The sequence below is a fragment of the Candidatus Pseudothioglobus sp. Uisw_041 genome (assembly GCF_048087625.1).
In the GTDB taxonomy this organism is placed as follows: Bacteria; Pseudomonadota; Gammaproteobacteria; order PS1; family Pseudothioglobaceae; genus Pseudothioglobus.
Genome location: NZ_CP159805.1, coordinates 601903 through 626691 on the forward strand (window position 1 = coordinate 601903; position 24789 = coordinate 626691).

Annotated in this window: 24 protein-coding genes; 17 read left to right on the forward strand and 7 right to left on the reverse strand. The window is 39.5% G+C overall.

The annotated features are described in order from the left end of the window. The first annotated feature begins 7 nt into the window (after nucleotides 1-7). The 8 genes from ABXT44_RS03070 to ABXT44_RS03105 all read left to right on the forward strand — a co-directional run bounded on the left by ABXT44_RS03070 (nucleotide 8) and on the right by ABXT44_RS03105 (nucleotide 8031). A complete protein-coding gene (locus tag ABXT44_RS03070) occupies nucleotides 8-904 on the forward strand; it encodes a LysR family transcriptional regulator (protein WP_416688029.1) in 897 nt (298 codons plus the stop codon). 34 nt (nucleotides 905-938) lie between these two features. Beyond that, nucleotides 939-1082 (forward strand): hypothetical protein, encoded by a 144-nt coding sequence (locus tag ABXT44_RS03075; protein ID WP_416688030.1) that lies wholly within the window; start codon nucleotides 939-941, stop codon nucleotides 1080-1082. Further along, nucleotides 1072-1956 carry a DMT family transporter gene (locus ABXT44_RS03080; protein ID WP_416688032.1) on the forward strand — a complete coding sequence of 295 codons (885 nt, stop codon included), beginning with the start codon at nucleotides 1072-1074 and terminating at the stop codon, nucleotides 1954-1956. The genes ABXT44_RS03075 and ABXT44_RS03080 overlap by 11 nt, the downstream gene beginning before the upstream one ends. Before the next feature lie 233 nt (nucleotides 1957-2189). Next, complete coding sequence (locus tag ABXT44_RS03085; protein ID WP_416653118.1) at nucleotides 2190-2534, forward strand: P-II family nitrogen regulator; 345 nt, start codon at nucleotides 2190-2192, stop codon at nucleotides 2532-2534. A 12-nt stretch (nucleotides 2535-2546) separates the two neighbouring features. Next, nucleotides 2547-3761 carry an ammonium transporter gene (locus ABXT44_RS03090; RefSeq protein WP_416688033.1) on the forward strand — a complete coding sequence of 405 codons (1215 nt, stop codon included), beginning with the start codon at nucleotides 2547-2549 and terminating at the stop codon, nucleotides 3759-3761. Between the two features lie 121 nt (nucleotides 3762-3882). Then, nucleotides 3883-4872: a N(2)-acetyl-L-2,4-diaminobutanoate deacetylase DoeB gene (doeB, locus tag ABXT44_RS03095; RefSeq protein WP_416688035.1), complete on the forward strand. Its 990-nt coding sequence runs from the start codon at nucleotides 3883-3885 to the stop codon at nucleotides 4870-4872. Nucleotides 4873-4932: 60 nt separating this feature from the next. Further along, nucleotides 4933-5961: a threonine aldolase family protein gene (locus tag ABXT44_RS03100; RefSeq protein ID WP_416688037.1), complete on the forward strand. Its 1029-nt coding sequence runs from the start codon at nucleotides 4933-4935 to the stop codon at nucleotides 5959-5961. A 225-nt stretch (nucleotides 5962-6186) separates the two neighbouring features. Continuing rightward, nucleotides 6187-8031: a SurA N-terminal domain-containing protein gene (locus tag ABXT44_RS03105; protein WP_416688039.1), complete on the forward strand. Its 1845-nt coding sequence runs from the start codon at nucleotides 6187-6189 to the stop codon at nucleotides 8029-8031. Nucleotides 8032-8060: 29 nt separating this feature from the next. On the opposite strand, the gene ABXT44_RS03110 is transcribed toward ABXT44_RS03105, so the two are convergent. Beyond that, the gene (locus tag ABXT44_RS03110; protein ID WP_416688041.1) at nucleotides 8061-8846 is read right to left on the reverse strand and encodes an enoyl-ACP reductase FabI; all 786 of its coding nucleotides are present in this window, start codon (nucleotides 8844-8846) and stop codon (nucleotides 8061-8063) included. A gap of 140 nt (nucleotides 8847-8986) precedes the next feature. On the opposite strand from ABXT44_RS03110, the gene lspA reads away from it, so the two are divergent. The 3 genes from lspA (at nucleotide 8987) to recJ (ending at nucleotide 11760) form a co-directional block, all read left to right on the forward strand. Further along, nucleotides 8987-9448: a signal peptidase II gene (lspA, locus tag ABXT44_RS03115; RefSeq protein ID WP_416688043.1), complete on the forward strand. Its 462-nt coding sequence runs from the start codon at nucleotides 8987-8989 to the stop codon at nucleotides 9446-9448. A gap of 70 nt (nucleotides 9449-9518) precedes the next feature. Further along, complete coding sequence (locus ABXT44_RS03120; protein WP_416688045.1) at nucleotides 9519-10079, forward strand: DUF1566 domain-containing protein; 561 nt, start codon at nucleotides 9519-9521, stop codon at nucleotides 10077-10079. Then, complete coding sequence (recJ, locus tag ABXT44_RS03125) at nucleotides 10069-11760, forward strand: single-stranded-DNA-specific exonuclease RecJ (protein ID WP_416688047.1); 1692 nt, start codon at nucleotides 10069-10071, stop codon at nucleotides 11758-11760. Before ABXT44_RS03120 ends, recJ begins: the two co-directional genes overlap by 11 nt. 103 nt (nucleotides 11761-11863) lie before the next feature. Here the strand turns inward: recJ and ABXT44_RS03130 are convergent, their stop codons facing one another. From ABXT44_RS03130 to ABXT44_RS03155, 6 genes are all read right to left on the reverse strand, one after another. Further along, entirely contained in the window at nucleotides 11864-13234 is a 1371-nt protein-coding gene (locus ABXT44_RS03130) for a hypothetical protein (protein ID WP_416688049.1), read from the reverse strand. A 41-nt stretch (nucleotides 13235-13275) separates the two neighbouring features. Then, the gene (locus ABXT44_RS03135) at nucleotides 13276-14427 is read right to left on the reverse strand and encodes a DUF1501 domain-containing protein (RefSeq protein WP_416688051.1); all 1152 of its coding nucleotides are present in this window, start codon (nucleotides 14425-14427) and stop codon (nucleotides 13276-13278) included. Next, entirely contained in the window at nucleotides 14420-15886 is a 1467-nt protein-coding gene (locus ABXT44_RS03140; protein WP_416688053.1) for a DUF1800 family protein, read from the reverse strand. Before ABXT44_RS03140 ends, ABXT44_RS03135 begins: the two co-directional genes overlap by 8 nt. A 151-nt stretch (nucleotides 15887-16037) precedes the next feature. Next, nucleotides 16038-16445, reverse strand: a complete 408-nt coding sequence (locus tag ABXT44_RS03145) for a hypothetical protein (protein ID WP_416688054.1) — start codon at nucleotides 16443-16445, stop codon at nucleotides 16038-16040. Between the two features lie 90 nt (nucleotides 16446-16535). Next, a complete protein-coding gene (locus tag ABXT44_RS03150; protein ID WP_416688055.1) occupies nucleotides 16536-16904 on the reverse strand; it encodes a hypothetical protein in 369 nt (122 codons plus the stop codon). A 90-nt stretch (nucleotides 16905-16994) separates the two neighbouring features. Next, on the reverse strand, nucleotides 16995-18167 hold the full coding sequence (locus ABXT44_RS03155; RefSeq protein ID WP_416688057.1) for an MFS transporter: 1173 nt from the start codon (nucleotides 18165-18167) through the stop codon (nucleotides 16995-16997). Nucleotides 18168-18282: 115 nt separating this feature from the next. Between ABXT44_RS03155 and thrS the strand changes: the two genes are divergently transcribed. From thrS to pheT, 6 genes are all read left to right on the forward strand, one after another. Then, nucleotides 18283-20175 (forward strand): threonine--tRNA ligase, encoded by a 1893-nt coding sequence (gene thrS / locus ABXT44_RS03160; RefSeq protein ID WP_416688059.1) that lies wholly within the window; start codon nucleotides 18283-18285, stop codon nucleotides 20173-20175. After that, a complete protein-coding gene (infC, locus tag ABXT44_RS03165; RefSeq protein WP_416688412.1) occupies nucleotides 20175-20780 on the forward strand; it encodes a translation initiation factor IF-3 in 606 nt (201 codons plus the stop codon). The genes thrS and infC overlap by 1 nt, the downstream gene beginning before the upstream one ends. After that, nucleotides 20758-20955 carry a 50S ribosomal protein L35 gene (rpmI, locus tag ABXT44_RS03170; RefSeq protein ID WP_271541908.1) on the forward strand — a complete coding sequence of 66 codons (198 nt, stop codon included), beginning with the start codon at nucleotides 20758-20760 and terminating at the stop codon, nucleotides 20953-20955. Before infC ends, rpmI begins: the two co-directional genes overlap by 23 nt. Nucleotides 20956-20970: 15 nt before the next feature. Then, entirely contained in the window at nucleotides 20971-21330 is a 360-nt protein-coding gene (gene rplT, locus ABXT44_RS03175) for a 50S ribosomal protein L20 (RefSeq protein ID WP_271541909.1), read from the forward strand. A gap of 114 nt (nucleotides 21331-21444) precedes the next feature. Continuing rightward, a complete protein-coding gene (locus ABXT44_RS03180) occupies nucleotides 21445-22407 on the forward strand; it encodes a phenylalanine--tRNA ligase subunit alpha (protein ID WP_416653521.1) in 963 nt (320 codons plus the stop codon). A gap of 16 nt (nucleotides 22408-22423) precedes the next feature. Then, on the forward strand, nucleotides 22424-24787 hold the full coding sequence (gene pheT / locus ABXT44_RS03185) for a phenylalanine--tRNA ligase subunit beta (RefSeq protein ID WP_416688060.1): 2364 nt from the start codon (nucleotides 22424-22426) through the stop codon (nucleotides 24785-24787). Nucleotides 24788-24789 lie beyond the last annotated feature (2 nt).

A 24789-nucleotide genomic window follows, 5' to 3' on the forward strand; every position in this document is an offset into this window, starting at 1 on the left:
ATAGGCTATGGATTTAAATAAACTACTAATTTTTGCAAGAATAGTGGAGCATAAAAGCTTCACTAAAGCTGCGCATCATCTAGGTATGGATAAATCCACTATCAGCACAAAACTCTCACAGTTAGAAAGCCATCTGGGTGTTCGGTTATTAAATAGAAGCACTCGAACGATTACACTGACTGAGTCTGGTGCAAAATACTATGAATATTGTAAGCAGGTAGTTGAAATAGCAGAGGAGGCTGATAGATTTTCATCGTCTTTGGGGGTTGAGGTGTCAGGTACTCTTCGAATTTCAGCTACAAATACTTTTTCTCAAACATTAATCGAGTCAGCAATAAAACCATTTATGGATACACACTCAAAGATTAGTGTTGAATTGGTTATTGAAAATCGAACTACTGACTTTTATAAAGATAACATTGATGTAGCATTGAGATTGGCAATTGGACCTTTACAAGACTCATCTTTAATTGCAATAAAAATTTTTACTGGAGATATTGGACTTTATTGCTCCCCATCCTTTATAAAAGAGAATGGAATAATTCATAATTTAGATCAAATTGATCACGCAAATATGCTTGATCTTAATGTGCCTGGAAGACCTAAGATAACAGTTTCAAAGAATGGTATTTCACACACAATTCCCAATAAAAATAATCGGTTTAAAGTAAACGATGGACAGGTTATTAAGGAGGCTGCTATTGCCGGTATTGGTATTTGTTTTTTACCAAAAAATAGCGCATCTAACGCAGTAAAAAATAAAGAACTTGTGGAGATTTTTTCAGACTGGAAAATTGAGCCAGTCTCGGTTTATGCGGTCTATGCAAGTAGAGAGTGGATGCCTGAAAAACTCCGCGTATTTTTAAAATACTTAAAAGAACTTGATCAAAATTTATTGAAATAATTAGCTCTCATTAAAACAATTATTTCAATAAATTATGAAAAAAACACTCCTACTTCTACTCTCACTATTCTTTCTTAATTCTCCTGCAGTTTTTGCAGACCATTTTGCAAATTTCCAAGTTGTAGATATAAGACTTGGGGATAGTTTGCTAGTATTTGGAGTTATTGATGCGCCTTAACAGCAATATGAAAGGCGCTGCTCTGATGACGGCCTGTGTATCTGCATATGTTATCAATGATGCTTTTATGAAACTTCTATTTTCTGAGATTGCTTTATTTCAGGCAGTATTTCTACGAAGTATAATTACTATTCCACCAATTTTGATCATGGTGTGGATCACCAAAGTGGCGATACGCAATCTTTCAAAACAGGATAAGCGTCTCATATTGGTGCGTGTGGGTGCTGAGATTTTTATAACAATCACCTTCCTGACGGCCCTCAAGCATATGCCGTTAGCCAATGTCACCGCAATTTTACAGGCTTTACCGCTTGCTATAACAATGGCTGCCGCACTTTTCCTTGCAGAACCAGTTGGGTGGCGACGCTGGAGTGCCATACTTGTTGGCTTTGTTGGCGTTCTAATTGTTGTCCGGCCCGGTCTGGAAGGTTTTAATATTTATTCGCTTTCAGCTTTTATGGCGATTATTTTTCTTACTGTAAGAGAAATTGCCACCCGTAAACTAACAAGCGAAGTCCCGACCATCACCGTGGTTTTATCAACGGCTGTTGGCAGTGCCTTGTTTGCTGGAATTATGATGATTGGTTCAGAGTGGGATACTGTTAGCGCAGTGTCATGGTTGCTCATTCTTGGTGCGGCTGTTGCCATTTTGATCGCTACTTTATTGAGTGTCATGGCTATGCGAATTGGCGACATTGGCTTTGTTTCTCCTTTTCGGTATACCTCTATGCTTGGAGCGATTGGGTTGGGTATTTTGATGTTTGGCGATTGGCCTGACCAACCGACTTTAGTTGGAACCGTTATTATAGTCAGTACAGGCATTTATACTTTTCATCGAGAACAAAAGGTTAGTAGAAAAGCAACAACACAATAAATTGCTTTCCAGGTTTTGAAATATAAAAGAATATCACGTAATGAAACTGTTAAAATAGTTAGTAATTAACATCCAATGCTGGTTGTTAAGCAAGAACAATGACGTTTATTTGGGTTTATTCCTAGGTAAGCGTTTTTTTTCGTCAGCTTAAAGTTGAGTTGAACTGGTATAGAAGCCCACTTTCTTTTTTTAAGGAAGTGGGCTTTTTTGATTTTATTATATGGAGTATTAATATGAAAATGGTAACAGCGATTATTCAGCCAAAGCGATTAAGTGACGTAAGAGAAGCTCTTTCTGAGATAGAAGTAACTGGAATTACTGCAACTGAAGTTAAAGGTTTTGGTAGACAAAAAGGGCACACAGAGCTCTATCGAGGGGCAGAGTTTGTGGTTGAATTTTTACCCAAAGTAAAACTAGAGATTGCCATCACTGATGAGCAGCTCGAGCAGGTCATTGAAACCATCATTAAAGCATGCAAGATCAATGGTGGAAAGATTGGCGACGGTAAAATTTTTGTATCAAGTCTAGAGCAGGTCATCCGTATCCGTACGGGCGAAACTGGTCCTGAAGCGGTATAGGGGGAGGTAGCTATGGAAAATCAAATATTAGAATTACAGTATGCTATGGATACTTTTTATTTTTTAGTCATGGGTGCTCTAGTCATGTGGATGGCTGCGGGTTTCTCAATGCTTGAGGCTGGCCTGGTTAGGAGTAAAAATACAGCAGAGATCTTAACTAAGAATATTGGTTTATTTGCTATTGCATGTACGATGTACATGGTTTATGGCTATGACGTAATGTATGGCGGTGATGCATTCTTATCAGGGATTAGCGGGCAAGGTGAGTCCTACTCAAACGCAGCAGATTTTTACTTTCAAGTAGTGTTTGTTGCAACCTCAATGTCAATCGTCTCTGGAGCAGTGGCAGAGAGAATGAAGCTATTTGCTTTCTTTGCTTTTGCAGTAATTTTTACAACAGTCATCTATCCATTAGAAGGTTCATGGACATGGGGCGGAGCAAGCGTTTTCGGTCTATATTCATTAAGTGACTTTGGATTTTACGACTTTGCCGGTTCTGGAATTGTACATATGGCAGGCGCTTCAGCAGCACTTGCAGGCGTTCTATTGCTTGGGGCGAGAAAAGGTAAGTATGACAAAGATGGAAAATCAATGCCAATTTTAGGTGCAAACCTACCTTTAGCAACTCTTGGAACATTTATTTTATGGATGGGTTGGTTTGGCTTTAATGGTGGCTCGGTATTAGCAATGGCGAGTAAAGAGAGTGCAGATGCAGTTGCAATGGTATTTGTTAATACTAATGCAGCAGCAGCTGGCGGAGTAATTGCAGCGCTTCTTTTTGCGAAATTGTGGTTTGGAAAAGCAGACTTAACAATGACACTAAATGGAGCCTTGGCAGGGCTTGTAGCAATTACTGCTGGTCCAGATACGCCGAGTGTTTTAGTGGCAACATTCATTGGAGCTGGTGGTGGAGTAATAGTCGTCTTGTCAATTGTCTGGTTTGATAGAAAACTCAGAATTGATGATCCAGTTGGCGCAATTTCAGTTCATGGAGTTGTTGGTTTGTTTGGTCTATTAGTAGTTCCACTTACTAATAATGATGCGACATTTTCTGGACAGTTGATTGGAGCACTAACCATTTTTGCCTGGGTATTTATCTCCTCTGGAATTCTTTGGTATGTTCTTAAGTCTATTATTGGAATTCGTATTAGTAAAGAAGATGAAGATGAGGGCGCTGATATTTCTGAGTGCGGCTTAGAGGCTTACCCAGAGTTTGTAACTAAGTAGAGGAGTTTTAAAAACTTGCCAGTGGATTTTTTTGTCCACTGGCTAACCGCCACGCAAGATTGATAATATTAAAGCGCTCTAGTACAATGACGCTATATTATTTTTTACATCTTAATTAGACATGAAAGATAGTCCAATAAGTTCAACCGTTGACTTTGAAAAAGATGGGGTTCAACATGGCTTTCTAAAGCTTCCGCATTCTCATGACGATTCTGCTTGGGGGTCAATTGTAATACCTATAACGGTTGCAAAAAATGGCCAGGGTCCAACCATTCTTTTTACTGGCGCAAATCATGGCGATGAATACGAAGGTCCAATAGCTCTGTTTGATTTAGCGAGTCAAATCAAAGCTGAAGATATTTCTGGGCGCGTCATCATTGTTCCTGGAATGAACTATCCTGCTTTTCAAGCAGGCAAGAGGACATCCCCAATTGATGGCGGTAATATGAACCGAGTTTTTCCTGGAGATCCTGAGGGTACTTTTACTGAGAAAATTGCGGACTACTTTAATCGCAACCTTCTTCCGCTTGCTGATTTTGTTCTAGATTTTCATTCTGGGGGAAAGACGCTTGATTTTCTGCCTTTTTGTTGTGCTCATGTATTGGAGGACAAAGAGCAGCAGTCTAAATGCATCGCAGCTATGAAAGCCTTTAATGCCCCACACTCAGTAATGCTTTTAGAGATAGATGCGGTTAATATGTACGACACCGCAGCTGAAAATATGGGTAAAGTTTTTATTAGTACCGAGCTGGCTGGAGGCGGAACGACCTCTGCCTATACTGTCGGTATTGCTAAAAAAGGAATTCGAAATATTCTTCGTCATGCCGGCATTACTAAAGGCGAGATGGAAGTTGATGAAACGCTGAATTTAGATATGCCTGATGAGCGCTGTTATGTTTTTAGTGAAACAACGGGACTGGTTGAGCACTGCGTTGATCTTGGTGATAAAGTAAAGAAAGGTCAGCTTGTCGCTAAAGTCCATAATATAGAGCGAACAGGAACAGAGCCTGTTGAGTATTTTGCTGGAATTGATGGCATATATACGGGCCGTCATTTTCCAGGACATGTTGTTAATGGAGACTTTCTTGGTATCGTTGCAGTGCCTGTCTAGGACTTATTCATCTCAAGTAATAAAAAACATTTTTATGAATTACACTTTAAGGAGTTTTGAATGAATGCATTATTTGCATCCGATAACGTAACGAGCGCTTGCCCTGAGGTCATGGACGCCGTCATAGCTGCTAATTCAGGAATTGCTGGATCTTATGGTGATGATGAATGGTCTCTCGCATTAAAAAATAGATTGTCAGAGATTTTTGAAACTGAGGTAGAGGTTTTTCTTGCGGTGACTGGAACAGCCTCAAATGCCTTAGCGCTCTCTGCTCTTGCACCAGTCTTCGGAAAAATTTATTGCCATGAGCTATCTCATATTAATACGGATGAGTGCGGCGCGCCTGAGCTTTTTACGGGCGGCGCTAAGTTAATTCCTATGCGCAGTAGTAATGGAAGAATTGATGCCAGTGATTTAGCCGAAACCATAAGAGGGTCTGGCAATGTCCACGTTACGCAGCCTTCTGTGGTTAGCGTTACTATGTCCTGTGAAACGGGTACTGTATATCAGCTGGATGAAATAAAAGCTATTTCTAAAATAGCCCATGACAATAAAATGAGCGTGCATATGGACGGCGCTCGATTTGCCAATGCTCTGGTCTCTCTTGACGTAAGTCCTGCAGAGATGACCTGGAAATCTGGAGTGGATGTTCTTACGTTAGGCGGCACAAAAAATGGCTGCCTCGCTGCTGAAGCGGTTGTATTTTTTAAACCTGAGATGGTTGGTAATTTTCCATTTCTTCATAAGAGGTCAGGTCAGCTGCTTTCAAAGATGCGTTTTATCTCTTCACAGCTTGAGGCTTACTTAACCGATGACGTATGGCTTAGAAATGCTCGCCACGCCAATGCTATGGCAAAAATTCTGAGTGAGGGTTTGGATTCATTTGCAAATATTAAGCTGGCATATCCAACTCAGTCCAATGAGGTTTTTGTTCATCTTCCCCGTGATGTTATAGATTATTTAAATAGTGCTGGTTACGATATTAATGAAGAGGAGCTTGATGGTAAAGCGGTTCGGTTTGTAACTGCGTGGAATTCTGAGGTCAAGGATATTAATGATCTTTTAGATACTTTAGCTCAAAAATACTGAAATTGATAAAGGATTAAATCTTTTATAGATAAAGAGCCTAGCCTTGTATAATGCATCTGAACAAGTTTAGAGAGATGGGTAATATTGTAAGTTCCTCCTAGCTAGTAAATTAATAATTAAGGGTTAACTATTAACTCTTTAAAGGGAGCTCAATTTGTTTTTTTGAGTTAAAGTTTAAATGTTTGATGGCGTTATGTCTCAACACTATTGGTAGATAAAATAATTATGTTAAGTGCAATAAGAAACAAATCTAAAGGTTGGGTCGCGTATCTCATAGTAGGTCTTATAACAGTTCCATTTGCGTTATTTGGCATACAGGACTATGTAAGTAGCTCTGCGAATTCGTCGATTGCAACAGTTGACGGTGAAGATATTGACGTAAATGTTTATTATCAAGAATTAAATACACAGCAAAGAAACCTACAGCAGCAACTGGGCGCTGCGTATTCGCAAGAGATTGATAATGCGATCAAGCAGTCACTTCTTGATTCAATGATTAACGAAAAACTCATTGAGAATTTTGCGAATTCTTTAGGTATTGTGACTCTAGATGATGAGGTTCGCTCTGTTATTGAGATGAACCAAGCATTTATTGTTGATGGTAAGTTTTCTGAAGACCGTTATAGTCAGCTTTTAAGACTAAATAGTTATTCACCAGCTGGCTATGAAATTGCTCAATCAAAGGCGCTAACGCGTGACCAAATTAAGCGTAATCTGAGCGGCTCTGCGTTTATTTCAACAACTCAAATTAAGCAGCTTGATAATCTTGCATCTCAGGAGAGAGAGGTTTCATATATTGCCCTTAATACTTCAGATTTTGAGAGTCAGGTTTCTGTTTCAAAAAGTGAAATTTCAGACTATTTCAACGAAAATCGATCAAACTTTATTGAAGGCAAAAAAGTCAAAGTTGATTTTGTGGAGCTTTCATTAGGAGACATGGAGGAGCCTGCAATACCAGACGAGGAAACACTCCAAAGTCTTTACGATGATAATGCTGAGCTTTATACGAATCCAGAAAGAAGGCGCACCCAACATATACTTGTTGAGAGTGAGGATCTTGCGAATGATTTACTAGAGCAAATCACTCAGGGCGCTAATTTTGATGAACTTGCAGCTGCTAATTCAGTAGACACCTCTTCTAATGAAAAGGGCGGTGATCTTGGATTTAATGAGAAAGGCCTAATAGGCGCTGAGTTTGATGAGGCTGCATTTTCTATGAATATAGGAGATGTCAGTGAGGTTGTCGCTACGGATTATGGTTTTTTCCATATCATTAAACTTACTGATATTGAGGCCGAAACAGTCCAGTCTTTTGACGCTGTTACCGAGCAGTTAGTAGCTTTAAATAAGAACAATGTTAGTAAAAAAATGTTGTTTGATTTATTGGAAGAATTTACAAGCCTAGCTTATGAAGAGTCTCTTGATATGGTTGCTGATCAGTTTGGCCTAAAACTTCAAACAAGTGACTACTTTGCAAATGGCAGTCAGGCTTACGATGATGCGTTTGTATCTGCTGCGTTTAGTGAGGCGGTTATTGATGAGGGCGAGAATTCAGAGGTAATTGAGCTTAGCGCTGAAAAGTTTGTCGTTCTTGCTCTTTCATCTTTGCAGCCTGAGCGCGAAAAAGAATTAGATGAGGTTGAGGATCAAGTTGCATTGATTTTAAATAACATTGCTGCAAAAATATTGATTGAAAATTTATCACTTTCAATTGCCACTGCGCTAGTGAGTGGTGACGAGTTGATGACTAATAAGTTATTAACTGATAATGGGCTAGAGTGGAATAACGAGGGCTGGATTTCAAGAGCTACAGAGCTGCCTTTTAACGTAACAAGTTTCGCTTTTTCAATACCTAAACCTATTGATTCAGAGCACACTTATAGTGCTCGAAATGTTAATAATTTAACTTCTTTAGTTATTGATGTAAGTGGTGTTAGACTTCCAGAAGAAGTTGCAGATAGCGGCGTTGCAGAGCTTTACCTTAGTCAAGAAAACAGTGAAATGTTTGCATCTTTGATTGAGCAGCTAAGAGAGAGCGCTGAGATAAGAATATTTTCTGATCTTCTTTAAATTATCTCTATCAATTAAAGCTTGATCCTTTAAAGGTCAGGCCCTTTTTCGTAAAAGTTGTAACCTGCATCAACATAGGTGACTTCACCTGTGATTCCAGATGCAAGGTCTGAACATAAAAATGCAGCAGCATTTCCAACCTCTTGAATACTTACATTTCTTTTAAGGGCAGAGCTTTCAGCCGCGTGATCAAGCAGCTTACCAAAACCCTTAATGCCGCTTGCAGCAAGCGTTTTTATCGCGCCAGCAGATACTGCATTAACCCGAATGCCTTTCTCACCACCCAAGGCCGCAGCCATGTACCTAACGTTAGCTTCAAGTGATGCCTTTGCAACGCCCATGACGTTATAGTTTGGAATTGCCCTAAGAGCACCTAAATAGCTAAGTGTTAATAACGCGCCATTTTCATTAAGCATTGGGAGGGCGGCTTTTGCAATAGCCGTAAAGCTGTATGATGAGATTTCATGAGCCTTAAGGAAGCCTTCACGCGTTGTCACTTCAACATAATTACCATCTAGCTCTGCTCTATCTGCAAACGCAACTGAGTGAACGATGATGTCAAAATTAGCCCAAGACTTCTTCAGTTCAGCAAAGGTCTCATTAATTTGTTCATCACTAGAGACATCACAGGGAATGACAATTGAGGAGTTACAGATCTCAGCGCATTTTTCGACGCGACTTTTGAGTTTGTCAGTTTGATAGGTAAAGGCAACTTCACAGCCATTTGCCGCCATAGATTCAGCAATACCCCATGCAATTGAGCGATTAGATGCAACGCCAATGATTAGTGCTTTTTTACCCGTTAAAAACCCCATAAAATCTCCGCAATATTTATAATACAATTACTGATAAATTATAAACACATTGATTACAGTGGTGATGTTTACTTAGCCATTGCTGGTCAAGATTTAAAGTAAACTTTTTAATAAATCTATTTTTTTTTATGTTATTACTAATGAAGCACAAACTTTACTACCTCTTATTCCTAGTATTAGTATCGCTTGATCAGATTTCAAAACAAATTTTTATGTCTTCTTATGATTTAGGGCAGTCAGTTGCCGTTAACTCATATCTTAGCTGGACGTATCTTCAAAATACAGGCGCCGCTTTTAGTATTATGGCTGATGGCGGAATTATCCAAAAAACCTTTCTGCTGTCGGTATCTGTTTTAGTTTCTATTTGGGTCATTTTTTGGATTCAAAGAACTTCAAGCTCTCACCTGCAAAAATTATTTGGTCAGTTTCTTTTGCTATCTGGAGCCGTTGGAAACCTAATCGACAGAGCCCAGTTCGGCTTTGTTATTGACTTTATTGATGTGCACGTGAATGGCTTCTACTGGCCGGTCTTTAATCTAGCGGATAGCTTTATTTTCCTGGGCGTTATACTTCTTTTATTTGAGAGGAAATCACCTGCTTAGGGGGATTATCTTTGGGTAATGATCTTAACTGGTAGAATATTAACTTACGTTTTATGCAAACTACTTTTTCATGAAGACAGGCCTCCTACTTTCATTACTTTTGCTCACCAGCATTTCTGTAAGTGCAGAACTTCAGAAGATGTCTGATGAAGGAGAAACCTTAAAGTCTGACAGCTCAGAGTGGTCATGCGTGCTGGATGATAAAAACTCCCTAGTCTGGGAAGTTAAAAGTGCAGACGAGGGATTGCAATACGCACTTAATTCCTACACTTGGTTTGATGGACAGAGTGGAAGAGATAGCGGAACATTTACTAAGAATTGTTATTGGGGTAAAAACTGCAATACAAAATCTTTTATCGAGGATATTAATAAGCGTGAGCTTTGTAGCTTTTCTGATTGGCGCCTGCCAACCAGAAGTGAATTAAACTCGATCGTTGATTATTATGGCGATAGCGATGCGCTCATAAATACTGATTTTTTCCCAAACACTCAAATAGATACTTACTGGACTTCAACCTCGTTAAAAGATAATCCATCGCTTGCTTATGAGATCCCCTTCTTTTTTGGCGGCTCAACAGCTCGAGATAAAACAATCGATACTTTTGTAAGACTTGTAAGAAGTGCTGACTAGAGAGCTTGATAACGAACTGTTTGAGTCGTACTCTGACGACATACCTCTAATTCTGAAGAGGGTCTATGCAGCTAGGTCTGTCTCTGAGTCACAGCTTTCAATGGCGCTTCCAGGACTCCTTAAGCCGAGCTTTGATCAGTTAAACATTGCGCTCGACCTTCTTGAGAAATGCATTCTTGAAGACCGCCGTATTCTCATCGTTGGAGACTTTGATGCCGACGGCGCAACAGCAAGTGCTGTAGCAATTAAGGCTCTGCGCTTAATGGGAGCAAAGCATGTTGACTTTTTAGTTCCGAACCGCTTTAAGCATGGATACGGTTTAAGCCCGGAGATTGTTCAGGAGGCAAAGACGGACAAAGGCCCAAATCTAATTATTACTGTTGACAACGGCATATCCAGTAATGAGGGCGCGGCGCTCGCAAGGTCACTTGCTATTGATGTCATCATTACCGATCACCACCTGCCGCCTAAAGTTCTTCCTGAAGCCAACTCAATCATTAACCCGAATTTAAGGGGCTGCGACTTCCCTTCTAAAAACTTAGCGGGCGTTGGCGTTTGTTTTTATTTGTTTTCAGCGCTTAAGACTCACCTGGTTGCTAAGGGTTATTTTGAAGCGCACAACATCCAAATTCCAGACCTTCGTGAACTTCTTGATCTTGTTGCTCTTGGAACCGTTGCAGACGTTGTGAAACTCGATCAAAACAATCGAATTCTAGTGAACGAGGGAATTAAGCGCATTCGCCAAAAACACTGCTCAAAAGGCATTCTAGCGATACTTGAGCTGACCAAGCGTCCTATTGAAACCTTGCAGGCTTCAGACCTTGGATTTACAGTAGCTCCCCGAATTAATGCAGCAGGTCGCTTAAGTGACATATCACAGGGAATCCGATGCCTCTTATCTGAGGATATGAATGATGCCAGAAGGTATGCCCAAACGCTTGAAGAGTTTAATATTAAAAGGCGTGAGGAGCAGACCCGAATGCAGGATGAGGCGCTAGCCATTGTTGAGGGCCAGACCATCGATGAGAGTCAGTTTGCAATCGTTCTTTATGACGAGACTTGGCATGAGGGAATTGTCGGTATCGTTGCGGGGAAGCTCAAGGAAACGTATCAGTGCCCGTGCGCCGTATTTGCAAAATCAGGTAGCGTACTAAAGGGCTCAATCCGCTCAATACCTGACGTACACATTAAAGATTTACTGGATCTAGTTGATCGCGATAATCCAGGACTGATTGATAAGTTTGGGGGACACGCGATGGCCGCCGGTTTGGCACTCTCATCAGAGAACTTTGAAAGCTTTAGTGAGGCCTTTTCAGAGGCGATTAAAAAACATCTCGAGGGTAAGAAACCAATTATTGAGCTGATGACCGATGGCGAGCTTGAGGCTTCTGAGATAACGCTTAAGAACGCAGAGCTTCTTCGTAGCGCTTCTCCATGGGGTCAAGGATTTGAAGAACCAATTTTTTATGGCGACTTTGAGCTTATAGATCAAAAAATTGTTGGTGAAAAACATCTCAAGTGTTCTCTAAAACTTGTAGGCGCTAGTTCGATTTTTGAGGGTATTGCTTTTTTTCAAGGCAAGCTTGAAACGAAGCAAGTTAAGGTTGCTTATAAGTTAAATGTTAATTCATTTAGAGGCAACGAATCCCTTCAGCTTATGATTGAGTCAATCGCCAATTAATGGCTAAAAATTCACAACCACAAATTCCCCCCATAGCGTTCAAAGTCTGAATAAATATCCGAGGGATAGTAGATATTAATGAACAGATATGCTGTCTATTTAGCTATCGATCAACATTTGATTTAAGGTAAGAGGTAATACTTGAAGAGGCAGAAAGGATTGCTCTATATAAATTTTTGGCTTCTGAGTTGGTTATGTTGTTAAAAAAATCAAAGTAACATTTTTGTGTTTTAGCGATTTCAATATCAGTAGTCGAGACGACAAAGGATAATTTGTCCCACCAAAAACCTGGAAGTTTGCCGCAATATTCAATGGCAGGCTTTGCAAATTCTTTTAATGGATCCATTTGCACATCCTCATCTTCAGCTACGCTAACCACTAGGGTTAATTGATTATCATTTTCACGCATTGATACGAGTGTTTTAAGCCCAATACTTTGATCTAATGAACTAGTGTTGATTGTTCCATTTATGTGCGCTTTGTGAAGTTCATCATCATGAAGTTTTTTAGAGTCCTTGGGAGTAGACTTTGCTTCAAAGACTCCATCTAAATAGTTGATTGAAAAGACTATATCTGGCCCTGCAACTTTTGATTCATATATCTTACCAATAAGTTTTAGCTCCATTTTATTTTTGGCCAGAGAATCTTTATATAGTTTTTCAGCTTTTTCTTTGGCGGACTTATTTATTTGAAGCTCTTCATTGTCTTTACAGTTAAAGACATACATGATGCCCCCAGCCCAATCTTCAACATCAATCCAGAATTCAGCAGAATTATCAAGATTAATATTTTTATAATTTAATGGCTTTGTTTTTGGGTGCTTTCTAAGCTCTATAAACAAAGGCCTTCTAGGAGCTTCATCGCTACCGATGGTGTGAGTAAAGTAAGCCATCTTTCCTATAAGATGACCGTCTTTTGTAAGCTTTATATTGATTTCATCGTTAAAATATCTGGAATCACTTGAGAGTCCTCCCATACTCTTTGACCAGGTGCCTTTGAAGTCAGTAAGTAGCCCCCTAAAAGTTATTGAGCCATAGGCCATATCCCAACTTTCAATCTCTCCTTCGGCTTTACTCTCATAGACAACTCGCTTAAGATTAAAGCCACAAATTATTTCATCTTGAATAAAGGCTAAGCGATAATTTTTAAAGTTTCTAGTAAAGTCTGAAGCCTTCTCTTCTGGAGATATTTCCAGAAGCTCTTGCAAAATCTCATCACTAAATATAATGTCATAAATTTCAATGCTAGGAGTTGAACTCGACTGCACATTTTCAATTAAATGTTTTGATGCAACTTCTCCTGGACAGCTGATACCTCTTTTATTGGCTTCCTCAATAATATGTTCAGGTGGAGAAGCACTGTCAAGCCATCCACACAATGCCTCATCTGGCCAGTCATCAAGATACCCAGCATTGACATTACCAATAATACAGCTGAGTATTAGAAAACTAGTAAGGATTTTGATTATTGTCATTTAGTTAAATGAATATAAGACTCTTTAAATCTCTTTGAGAATCACGAAAAGAGATAGTCAAAAACTCTTGGCAGTTTTGGTTCAAAGAATACCTTGCTTGCAATGAGGTCGTGATCCAGCCCTAAAGATTTTTCAATGCAGGCAGCACACACCGATCGGTAATCAATTGTTGACATTAAATCCCTCTGCTCATACTGCTCATTTTTTGCAAGACCCGGCCAGTCACATATAACTCTTGATTTAGAGATTGCACCACCTGCAATTATTCCAGCAGAGCCGTACCCATGATCTGTTCCCCTTGTACCGTTGACAGCAACCGTCCTTCCAAACTCAGTGATAGTAAGAATAATGCTATTATCCCATGCGCCTCCGAGTCCTCTTTTGTAAGCGGCAATAACCCCGTCAATTTTTGCTAAATCAATCCCATGGTCATTACCGTTCCCGTCATCTTGAGAAGCGTGCGAGTCAAATCCACTCAACCTAATAACTGAGGCTGTAGGTCCATCTTTTTTTGCCATAGCCTTGCCCGCATACTCCGCTAAACTTTGAGGATCTCTTGGCATATTTTCTAAAGTTAGTAAACTTTTTTGCTTAACTTTTTCAAATACATCACTTCCCAGCTTTCCATGCGCCGCAGTCAGTTTTTCAACTAAATTAATATTTATTTTGCTAGAATTATTAATTTTTGCTGGAAAAAAATTATCGTTTTCACCATATCCTCTAAGTATCAGCGGCATTTCTAGTGAAAGGGCTCTACCTGGAATCTTTGCAAGCTCCAAAGATCGTCCAAGCCAGCCTGTCTTTTCAGAAAACGGAGTCAAGCCGCCTCCTTGAATTAAATTCTGACCTTCAAAGTGCGATCTTTTTTTATACGGGAAAGAGGTTGCATGAACAATTGAGGCGTTATTGGATGCCATCAAGGAGGAAAGATTTTTGAGAGAGGGGTGTAGGCCAAAAAATGAATTCAGTTTTAAATAATTTTCAGGGACAAGTATACCTCTCACCTTTTCAAAATTTGGGTCACCAAAGGCAGGAACAGCACTTAAACCGTCCATCCCACCTTCAAGAATAATGATCGAGATTTTCCCGGGTGGCTTGTCTTGAGTAAATCCTTGAAGTGGAATACCTGCTAAGAACAGAGACGCTCCAGAGGCCTTTAAAAAATCTCTTCTTGTTAATTTATAGTTAGGCATTTTCAAGTCCCATGAGTTCAGGGCTACACATTAGTGCAATAAATTGATTCTTTTTAGACCTTGAAGACATTCCATGAAGACTCTCAACTAGCTTCCGTGTCTCTTTACTTGCTCCAATTCGATCCATAATGACACTCGTTGATTGTATTTGGCTATCCGAAGTCCAAATAGAGTCAGCAAACCTAATTCGCCGCTCAAACATTTCGCCAGACATCCATTCCTCTTTTTTACTTGAGTAACCATTGGGCTGTCTTTCTGCCCATAAATTTTGTCCTAGCTCATCAAATATTTGCATAGGCTGCATATTAAACTTCAAGCTATTATTTGAAGTATTAATCTCATTCCAGCCCATAAAGTATGTGGCATTGCTCAGCCTTAAGACTTGAAAAAGCCAAGTCATCGGCAACTGAAATTTTGGCTCCTTTGATGCAAAAGCTCTTTCTATAACCGCTGTATGGATTTGGTCTAGGTTGCCATTGCTCTGTCTCCAGGCGCTTGCAATGTAATTGACATCCTTTTTATTGGGAACATCGCTAACAAAATGCTCGGCTAACTTTGTTGAGAGATGCATTACCGTATGCTCATGAGCGGCCAGGAAATCTGTCAACTGTTTGAGGCCGCCTTTTCCTGTACCTATCGTTTTTCCAAGGACCATCTTATTGCCTGGCTCGGCCCAGTTCCTTTTATACATATCCCAAAGGTTAGTTGTACCACCTTGCTCCATTAAAGAACTTAAAGGATTACCTTTAATGTCAATGCCCCAACCAGCTAGAACCTTCGCTGCATTTCTAATATCGGTCTCTGTATAGTTTGCGCTTGGTGAAACGGTGTGAAGTTCTAGTAGCTCTCTTCCAAGGTTGTCATTGAGACCAGCCTGCTCTCCGTTTGCTTTGGCCCACCTAACTTGATTTGAATTGGGTCCGGCACTAATATGGTTATCCAGGTAGCTCAACATTCCTGGATGCGTGGTGACCTTGTATAGCATGGTTGAAAACGAGTCATTAAAATTTGCTAATATTGCCTCCTCCATTGCATGCCCAATTACTTCCCTAGAATCAAAACTACCTATTGTAAAGTGGTTTGCCCAGAACGTCATAAGACGAAGGCGAAGCTGGTCAGAGCCATAGACATTGCGATGTGAGAATCTAAGAATGTCTTTTTTATACATTAAGTTATCCCTATCATTTGCTCGTTGAGCAGCTTCGGTGAAGCCACCTTCTTTCTTTCTTTCTCTTTTGGTTGTTTCCCAGTGGATTCTTAGTTTTACTGCTTTCTCATCTAGGCTCGGTTGGAATATTTTTGGCCAGGGCTTAATGTCAGATCCAACATTACCAATACCAAGGGAGGGGGAGGGGAATTGGAGCTGTTTAATTGCCCATCTTTTAATGTCTGTAGGCAATGTTTCTTCTGGCCGAAACATGAGTCCAAGTTTTTGGGCAATTCTAAAGTGTTCGTTCATTTAATTTTCACTAAGTACTAGAATCCTTATAAGAGAAGCAAGATAGAATTAAAAAGTAAGAGTAGTTTTTTATACTGAAATTATAGCTCAATATTAACTAAGGTTAAAAATTTTAAGAGAAGAATTTTTTAGTCAATCTTAAATAACTTTATTACATTATTTCAACAGCATCAACTCTAAATTCAAATATGATTTGTTCACTAAATGCATCCTCAGAAAGTGCTAAAGGAAGTGGAGACGCGTTATAAACAGCTTTTTCAATTGAGTTTTTAAATGAGTTTAGTTTTGGATTGGCATCTATATTCATTATCGAATCTCCACAGTTATCAACATCTACAGTATTGACGTTTCCATTTCTATCTTGAGTGATAAAAACGTAACAAGACCAATCACTTCTTGCGCCTGAGTAACGCCAGTATGTGTTTATTTTTGTAATAACACTTTCAACCCAAGTATTTCGTGAGATGTTTAACTGATCGTCAAGCATTAACGATTCATTACTATCAGCTTGGGCATTTAGAATAAAGACAAAGCATATTGTTAGGAGTATTTTTTTCACTAATTTATTATATGGCAAATTAAACTAAAAAATAGCTATAAAAAAAGGTCCTAAGATTAGGACCTTTTTTGATCTAAACGACTTTTAGTATCAGCGAGATTTCCAGAAGAATAGAGCTCCCAGAATTACATCTGGCCCTAAATTAGCAATAAGATTTACTGCATCTGAAGGAAATGCACCAACACTAATTTGGTAGCCACTTACAAGTGCGTATATTAAATGCCATACGGCAAAAAATTTACCCACATTTTTAAGATTATCACCAGCCCAAGTTGGCATCTGCCAGCTTATATATGCAACCGCAATCACCATTAATGACATGCCTCGCATTATATCAACTGCCCCAGCAGTAGCCTCAACATTAAAGCCTCCCATCATTGAAGCAGGAGCCAATAAAGCAGCTGCACCAAATATTCCCATTATTACAGCTTGAATTCTAAATACTAAAGATAAAGTCATTTTTCTCTCCGTAAAATTTTAAAAAACTACTATAAAAGTATATCATTTTGAACTATATAGTTCAAAATTATTTTATAAAAAAATAAGTTATTAGGAAAATTTACCTAATAACACTTCATTACCAGCTGCTGGTTTAGCCGGCATATTTAGAGCAAGAAGTAGTGATAAGATTGCCATTCCAGCGCCTGCAAGAAAAACTAGGGATGGCGAATATAGCCAGATAAGGCCAAATACAACTGGTATGAAAACGGCCGCTATATGATTGATTGAAAAGGACACTCCTGCGCTTGATGCAAAATCTGCAGGGTCAGCAATTTTTTGAAAATAGGTCTTAAGGGCAATAGCGATAGAGAAGAATAAGTGATCAGCAATGTATAAAAATACTGCAAAGGTACTACTTTCAACTACTGCATATCCAATAAATATAAAAACCAGTCCAATATACTCAAAAATTAGAGAATTTCGCTCACCAAATTTATGAATCAGCCTTCCAATCTTTGGAGCCAAGACTACATTAATTGCTGCATTTGCCAATAATAGTAATGATATTTCACCAACACTAAATTCAAATTTCTCGACCATTAGAAAGGCTGCAAAAACGACAAAAATTTGCCTTCTTGCGCCTCCCATAAATTGAAGGGCATAGTAAAGCCAATACCTCTTCCTCAAAACAATTTTTTTGGTTTGGGTTACCTTTTGTGGAAAGAAAGGAAAGTGCTGCCAACAGAAAAGAGCTCCAATTACTGCAAAACTTCCACCAACGATATAAAGCCAAAAATAATCAATATTGAACTGTTCAAACATAATCCAAACTAAAGCAAATCCCGCAATTGAGGCAGCTGAGCGCGTAGCAATGACCCTGCCTAAAAACTCCGCGGTCTTATCTTTGTCAATCCATTGAAGGGTCAGTGAGCTAGAGATTGTCTCAAAGTAATGAAAGCCAATTGACATGACAATCGTTGCTAAATAAAAGGTCATATTTATTTCAACCAGACCCGTTACCATAACTCCAAAACCCATTAAAGCTATAGAGATATAGGCTAGTTTTTGCTCTCTGACAAAGGCTAAAACAAAAATGACAGTAAAGGCTAGAAACCCTGGGACCTCTCTTAGACTTTGCAATATCCCCATCTCTGCACCATTGAAGTCGATTTTTTCTATGGCAAAGTTATTAAGCAGGTTGAGCCAGACAGCCCAACTTATTCCTGCACCAATGGTCATAATGAGGATCAGTAATTCGGGAGATTTGCGAGCAATTTTCATAGCGTGTTAATATACCTTTAAAGTAAGCTTTCAAAAGTTATTTAAAGTCTTAATTTTGACTTAGACAACGGCGCTATCAAGGTAAAATTGATTTTTTTGTTTTTAATATTGTAGTATGCCAAACGTAACTCTGCCTGACGGCACAGTCAAATCTTACGAGCAAGCGCTTACCGTTGCTCAGGTTGCATCTTCAATAGGCTCTGGTCTCGCTAAGGCTGCTATTGCTGGTGAAATTGATGGCCAAATGGTTGACATGTCTTTCCTTATTGAGAGCGATGCAGCGCTTGCAATTATTACTAATAAAGACGAGAGGGCGCTTGAAGTTATTCGTCATTCTACTGCCCACCTATTAGCGCAAGCCACTCAGCAGCTCTATCCAAAGGCCCAGGTAACTATTGGCCCTGTCATTGATAATGGGTTCTATTATGACTTTGCTTATAAAGATGGTTTTTCAGAGCAAGACCTTGCAAAGATTGAAAAAAAGATGAACGCGATTGTTAAGCAAAACCTACCGATTGAGAGAATGGAAATGAGCCGTGAAGAGGCGGTTAAATTTTTCAAGTCAAAGGGTGAACTTTATAAAGCAGAGATTATTGAATCGATTCCTTCTAATGAGGCTTTATCGCTATACAAGCAGGGTGACTTTGTAGACCTTTGTCGCGGCCCTCATGTACCCTCAACCAGTAAACTTAAAGCGTTCAAGTTAATGAAGCTCGCTGGCGCTTATTGGCGTGGTGACTCGAACAATGAAATGCTTCAAAGAGTTTACGGAACGGCTTGGGAAAATAAGGATGACCTAGAAACTCATCTGCATCGTTTGAAAGAGGCTGAAAAAAGAGACCACAGGAAGATTGGTAAGACTCAAGATCTTTTTCATACTCAGGAGGAGTCCCCAGGTATGGTTTTTTGGCACCCTAAGGGATGGACTCTGTATCAAATAATTGTCCAGTATATGAGCCAAGTTTTCAAAGACAATGATTATCTTGAGGTTCACACACCTGAGGTGATGGATAGATCAATGTGGGAAAAGTCAGGCCACTGGGATAAGTTTGGTGATGCAATGTTTACAACGCACTCAGAGAATCGTGACTACGCGATTAAGCCAATGAACTGTCCTGGCCATGTCCAGATTTATAAGCAAGGTCTTAAGTCATATCGTGATCTACCGTTGCGCTTAGCTGAGTTTGGGTCGTGTCATCGCAATGAGCCTTCTGGAACACTTCACGGACTTATGAGGGTTCGAAATTTTGTTCAGGATGATGCTCATATTTTTTGCACAATCGATCAGATACAAGACGAAGTCTCTAAATTTATTGATCTTACGTTTAAAGTTTATAAACAGTTTGGTTTTGAAAACATTGATATTAAACTCTCAACCAGACCCGAAAAGCGAGTCGGCTCTGACGAGGATTGGGATAAAGCAGAAGCATCATTGTCTGAAGCATTAGATGCAAAAGGAATAAATTGGGAACTTCAAGAGGGTGAAGGCGCCTTTTATGGCCCTAAAGTAGAATTTGTTTTGAAAGACTGCTTAGATCGTGAATGGCAGTGCGGCACAATACAGGCTGACTTTTCCATGCCAGGTAGGCTTGATGCTCAGTATATTGCTGAAGATGGTACTAAACAAGTACCCGTTATGCTTCATAGAGTAATTGTTGGCTCAATTGAGCGATTTACAGGAATGTTAATTGAACATTACGAAGGTGCATTTCCATCATGGCTTTCGCCAATTCAAGCTGTTATTCTTAATATTTCTGAAAAACAAGAAGAATTTAGTAAAAATGTAGAGAAGAATCTAAAAAAACAAGGACTTAGAGTCATTTCAGACTTGCGTAATGAGAAGATAGGCTTTAAAATACGCGAGCACTCGATGCAACGCTATCCTTATATTTTAGTTGTTGGCGATCGAGAAGTAGAAAATAACCAGGTGTCTGTTCGCCGAAGGGGTGGAGAGGATCTTGGTTCAATGTCTTTAGAGGCGTTGATTGAATTAATAAATCAGGAGTAATTATTAAAAGACCAAATAAGGTAACGACAAGGATTAACGAAAAAATTGTTTCACCAACACTCAGAGTCATCAATGATAAGGGTGAACAAATGGGAGTCCTTAGTAACGTAGAAGCTCTTGAATTAGCAGTAAGCGTAGGTTTAGACTTAGTTGAAGTTTCACCAAGTGCAGATCCACCAGTTTGTCGTGTTATGGACTTTGGTAAGTTTCAATATGAATTAAAGAAGCAAAAGAATGACGCTAAGAAGAAACAGAAAAAAACTCAAGTTAAGATGATTAAGTATCGTCCAGGAACTGAGGAAGGAGATTATCAGATCAAGTTTAGGAACTTGACAAAATTTTTAGGAAACGGAGACAAAGTAAAGGTCGTTATTTGGTTTCGTGGACGAGAAGTGCAGCATAGAGAGATTGGTGCGCTTATGTTAGATAGAATTGAAAAGGATACTGAAGAATTTGCCGTTGTAGAACAGCGTGCAAAAATGGAGGGTCGCCAGCTTGGCATGATGCTAGCACCCATATCGAAGAAAAGTAAGGCGCCTGTCGCCCGAAAAATTGAACCCGAAAAGGGTGAAGGAGTAAATGATGCCGAAGTTAAAGACAAATAGAGGTGCTGCAAAGCGCTTCAAAAAGACCGCTAGCGGTCAGTACAAAAGTAAACACTCGCACTTGAGGCATATTCTGACCAAGAAGAGTACTTCTAGAAAACGCTCATTGCGTTCACCAGACTTCATTGAGAAGGCTGATGTTCCAATGGTCAAAAGAATGTTACCGTACAGCTAAACTAGGAGTATTACTATGGCAAGAGTTTCAAGAGGTGTGCAGGCGCACGCCAAACATAAAAAAATATTAAAGAAAGCCAAAGGTTACTATGGCGCTCGTTCAAAAGTCTATCGCGTTGCTAAGCAGGCGGTAATTAAAGCTGGACAGTATGCCTATCGTGACCGTCGTCAACGTCGTCGTCAGTTCCGTAGATTATGGATCGTACGTATCAACGCTGAGGCAAGGAATAATGGCTTAAGCTACTCACAATTTATCAATGGCCTTAATAAAGCTGGTGTTGAGATTGATCGTAAAGTTCTTTCTGATATTGCCATCTTTGATAAAGATGCCTTTGCAAAAATTGCAGATCAAGCAAAAACTGGTTTATCTGAGTAGTAAAATCTTACTAAAAGGCTGTAACTTAGGTTACAGTCTTTTAAACCGAATAACAAAGCAGGCATTTTGATTAAGAAGATTATCACCGACGCCAAGAAAGCTATAGCTGATGCTATGGACTTAAAGGCTCTTGACGATTCAAGAGTACTCTATCTGGGTAAGAAAGGTGCACTAACCGACCTATTGAAAGGATTGGGTAAGCTCTCTAAAGAAGAGCGTCCAGTCATGGGTGAGGCAATCAATGAAGCCAAAGTTCAAATTCAAAAGCTTTTAGAAAGTCGTAAGAGCGAGCTTGAAGAAATAGCTCTAACGAAACGACTTCTTGATGAAAAAATTGATGTCACGCTTCCAGCAAGAAATTTTGAAAAAGGAAGCCTACATCCGATTACTCAAACACTAAACCATATACAAGACATTTTCACAAAGGCCGGCTTTGAAATAGAAATTGGCCCTGAAATTGAAGATGATTTTCATAACTTTAGTGCACTAAATATTCCAGAGCATCACCCTGCAAGGGCAATGCATGACACGTTTTATTTTGATTCAAATACCGTTTTAAGGACCCACACATCACCCGTTCAAATAAGAACTCTAGAGAGGCAGCAGCCTCCCGTTAGAGTTATTGTCCCGGGCAAAGTGTATCGTAATGACTCGGATGTGACCCATACTCCTATGTTTCACCAAGTAGAGGGCCTCATTGTAGACAAAGAGGCTTCTTTCTCTCAGCTCAAGGGTTTATTGATTGACTTTTTAAGAGCTTATTTCGAAAAAGATGACCTTAAGGTTCGATTTCGTCCATCATACTTTCCATTTACAGAGCCTTCGGCTGAGGCAGATATTGAGTGCGTAATCTGCGGCGGAGAAGGGTGTCGCGTTTGCAAGAAGTCAGGGTGGCTTGAAGTTCTTGGTTGCGGCGTTGTTCATCCAAACGTTCTAACTGCAGTTAACATAGATCCAAACGAATTTTCAGGACTGGCTTTTGGAATGGGCGTTGAAAGATTGGCGATGCTAAGATATAGCGTGAACGACTTAAGATTATTCTTTGAAAACGATGTTCGTTTTTTAAATCAATTCTAGTGCAAAGGAATAAAGTATGAATATTTCAACTAGATGGATAAGAGAGTGGGCTAACCCAGACGTTAGTGATAGTGAACTTTCTGAGAAGCTAACTATGGCAGGTCTCGAAGTAGACAGGATTGCCCCCGTTGCCCCTCCATTTGAAGGCCTAGTTGTTGGCCATGTTGTTAATTGTGATAAGCATCCAAACGCGGACAAGCTGAGCCTATGTGAAATTGATATTGGTGATGGCAGCAATCTGCAAATAATTTGTGGCGCTCCTAATGTAAGAAAAGACTTAAAGGTCGTTGTTGCAACTGTTGGCTCGGTGCTTCCAAGTAAACTCAAAATTAAACGCGCAAAACTTAGAGGCGTTGAATCCAACGGTATGCTTTGCTCAGAATCAGAAATTGGCCTTTCAGAAAGCCATGAAGGGATTATAGAGCTAGATATGACTGCTACTCTTGGGGAGAATATTCGATCTGTCCTTGATCTTGATGATCAAATCATTGAGCTGGACATTACGCCTAACAGGGGCGACTGTTTCAGTGTAATGGGCGTTGCAAGAGAGGTTTGTGTGAACTACAACCTATCAATGCCATCAACAAATTATAAGGCAGAGCAAAAAGGCTCCAGGCCATTTACTTCGAAAGTCGTAAATCCTAGTGAGTGTGCAAAATACCTAACAAGAGTCATTGAGGGTGTTGACAATAGCGCGGAAACTCCAAAATGGATGGCTCAAAAACTATTAAGAGCCTCTCAGCAATTACATTCGCCCATAGTAGACATAACAAATTATGTGTTACTAGAGCTTGGACAGCCGATGCATGCCTTTGACCTTGAAACAATCAACGGCGACATTGAGGTTAGATCTGCACATAAAAATGAAAAACTTGAACTCTTAAATGGACAAACGGTTTCATTAACTGAAAAAACCCTGGTCATAGCTGATGAAAAATCAGCAATTGCAATTGCTGGAGTTATGGGCGGAATGAAGACTGCTACTCTTGAAAATTCATCTGAAATTTTATTTGAGAGTGCCTTTTTTGATCCAATATCTATTGCAGGTATAGCAAGGTCATATGGCCTTCATACTGAAGCTTCTTTGCGTTTTGAAAGAGGAGTCGACTTTAATATTACTCGACAGGCTATTGAAAGAGCAACTGAGTTAGTGCTTGAGATTTGCGGCGGCACTGCTTCTGAAATTAATGAATGTGTTGATTCTAAGTCACTTCCAGTACTAGAGCTAATTGAAATTTCTAATGATAAGATTTCAAGAGTTTTGGGTTTTGACCTAGAGCCTTCTTGGATTAAATCTAAGTTTAAATTTCTTGAATTTGAATTCACAACCAATAGTGGTAATTCATGGACGATTAAGCCGCCAAGTTTTCGCTTTGATATTCGAATTCCTGCCGACATAATTGAAGAGCTAGCGAGGCTTTATGGGTATGACAAAATTCCAGTTCAAAGGCTCTCTATTAATGCTAATATATCACCGTCATCACAAGCAACGATAAGTTCAAGTGACTTTTCAAGCTCTTTAGTTAATCGAGGCTATAAAGAAGTCATTACCTATAGCTTTATCTCAAACGAGATGCATGAGCTGGTTGATCCTAACTCAACAAAAATATTACTTAAGAATCCAATCTCTGATGATATGGCGGTTATGCGCTCAAGCTTGTGGTCTGGATTAATCCAATCTGCTAAATCAAACATTAGAAGGGGGCATCATAACGCTAGATTCTTTGAATTAGGTCAGTGCTTTAAAGGGACTTTGGTTGAAGATCAAGTTCAAAAAATTGCTGGTATTATTTGCGGCAACCGCCATGATTCTCAGTGGGCTGAAAGCGACAGCGAGGTTGATTTTTTTGATGCAAAAGCGGATGTTGAGGCGCTATTATTTCATAGCAAGAATGTATACACCTTTGAAGCAGCTGAGCATCCTGCCCTTCAACTTGGACAGACAGCTAAAATTATTAAAGGTAATAAAATTATTGGCTGGGTTGGCGCACTATCCCCTAAAATTCAAAAGTCGCTATCAATGCCAAATTCCTTTCTTTTTGAGGTTAATCAAAAGGACATCGAGCAGGGCGAAATTTCATGCTATGAGCCTTTTTCATCTTTTCAAGCATCGCAAAGAGATATTGCAATTGTAGTATCTAAAGAGATTACTGCGGATCAACTTATCAATTCAATCAGGTCTTTAAAACAGGACGACCTTGTTGACGTTAACCTGTTTGATGTCTATGAAGGTGAGCATATCGATGAGGGCAGTAAGAGTGTTGCTTTGAACCTGACATATCAATCGATAGAAGTTACATTAACTGATGAACAATTGGCCGAAAAAGTTAGTAAAATAGTGGCTCATTTAGAATCAAAATTTTCCGCTAAACTTAGATAAAA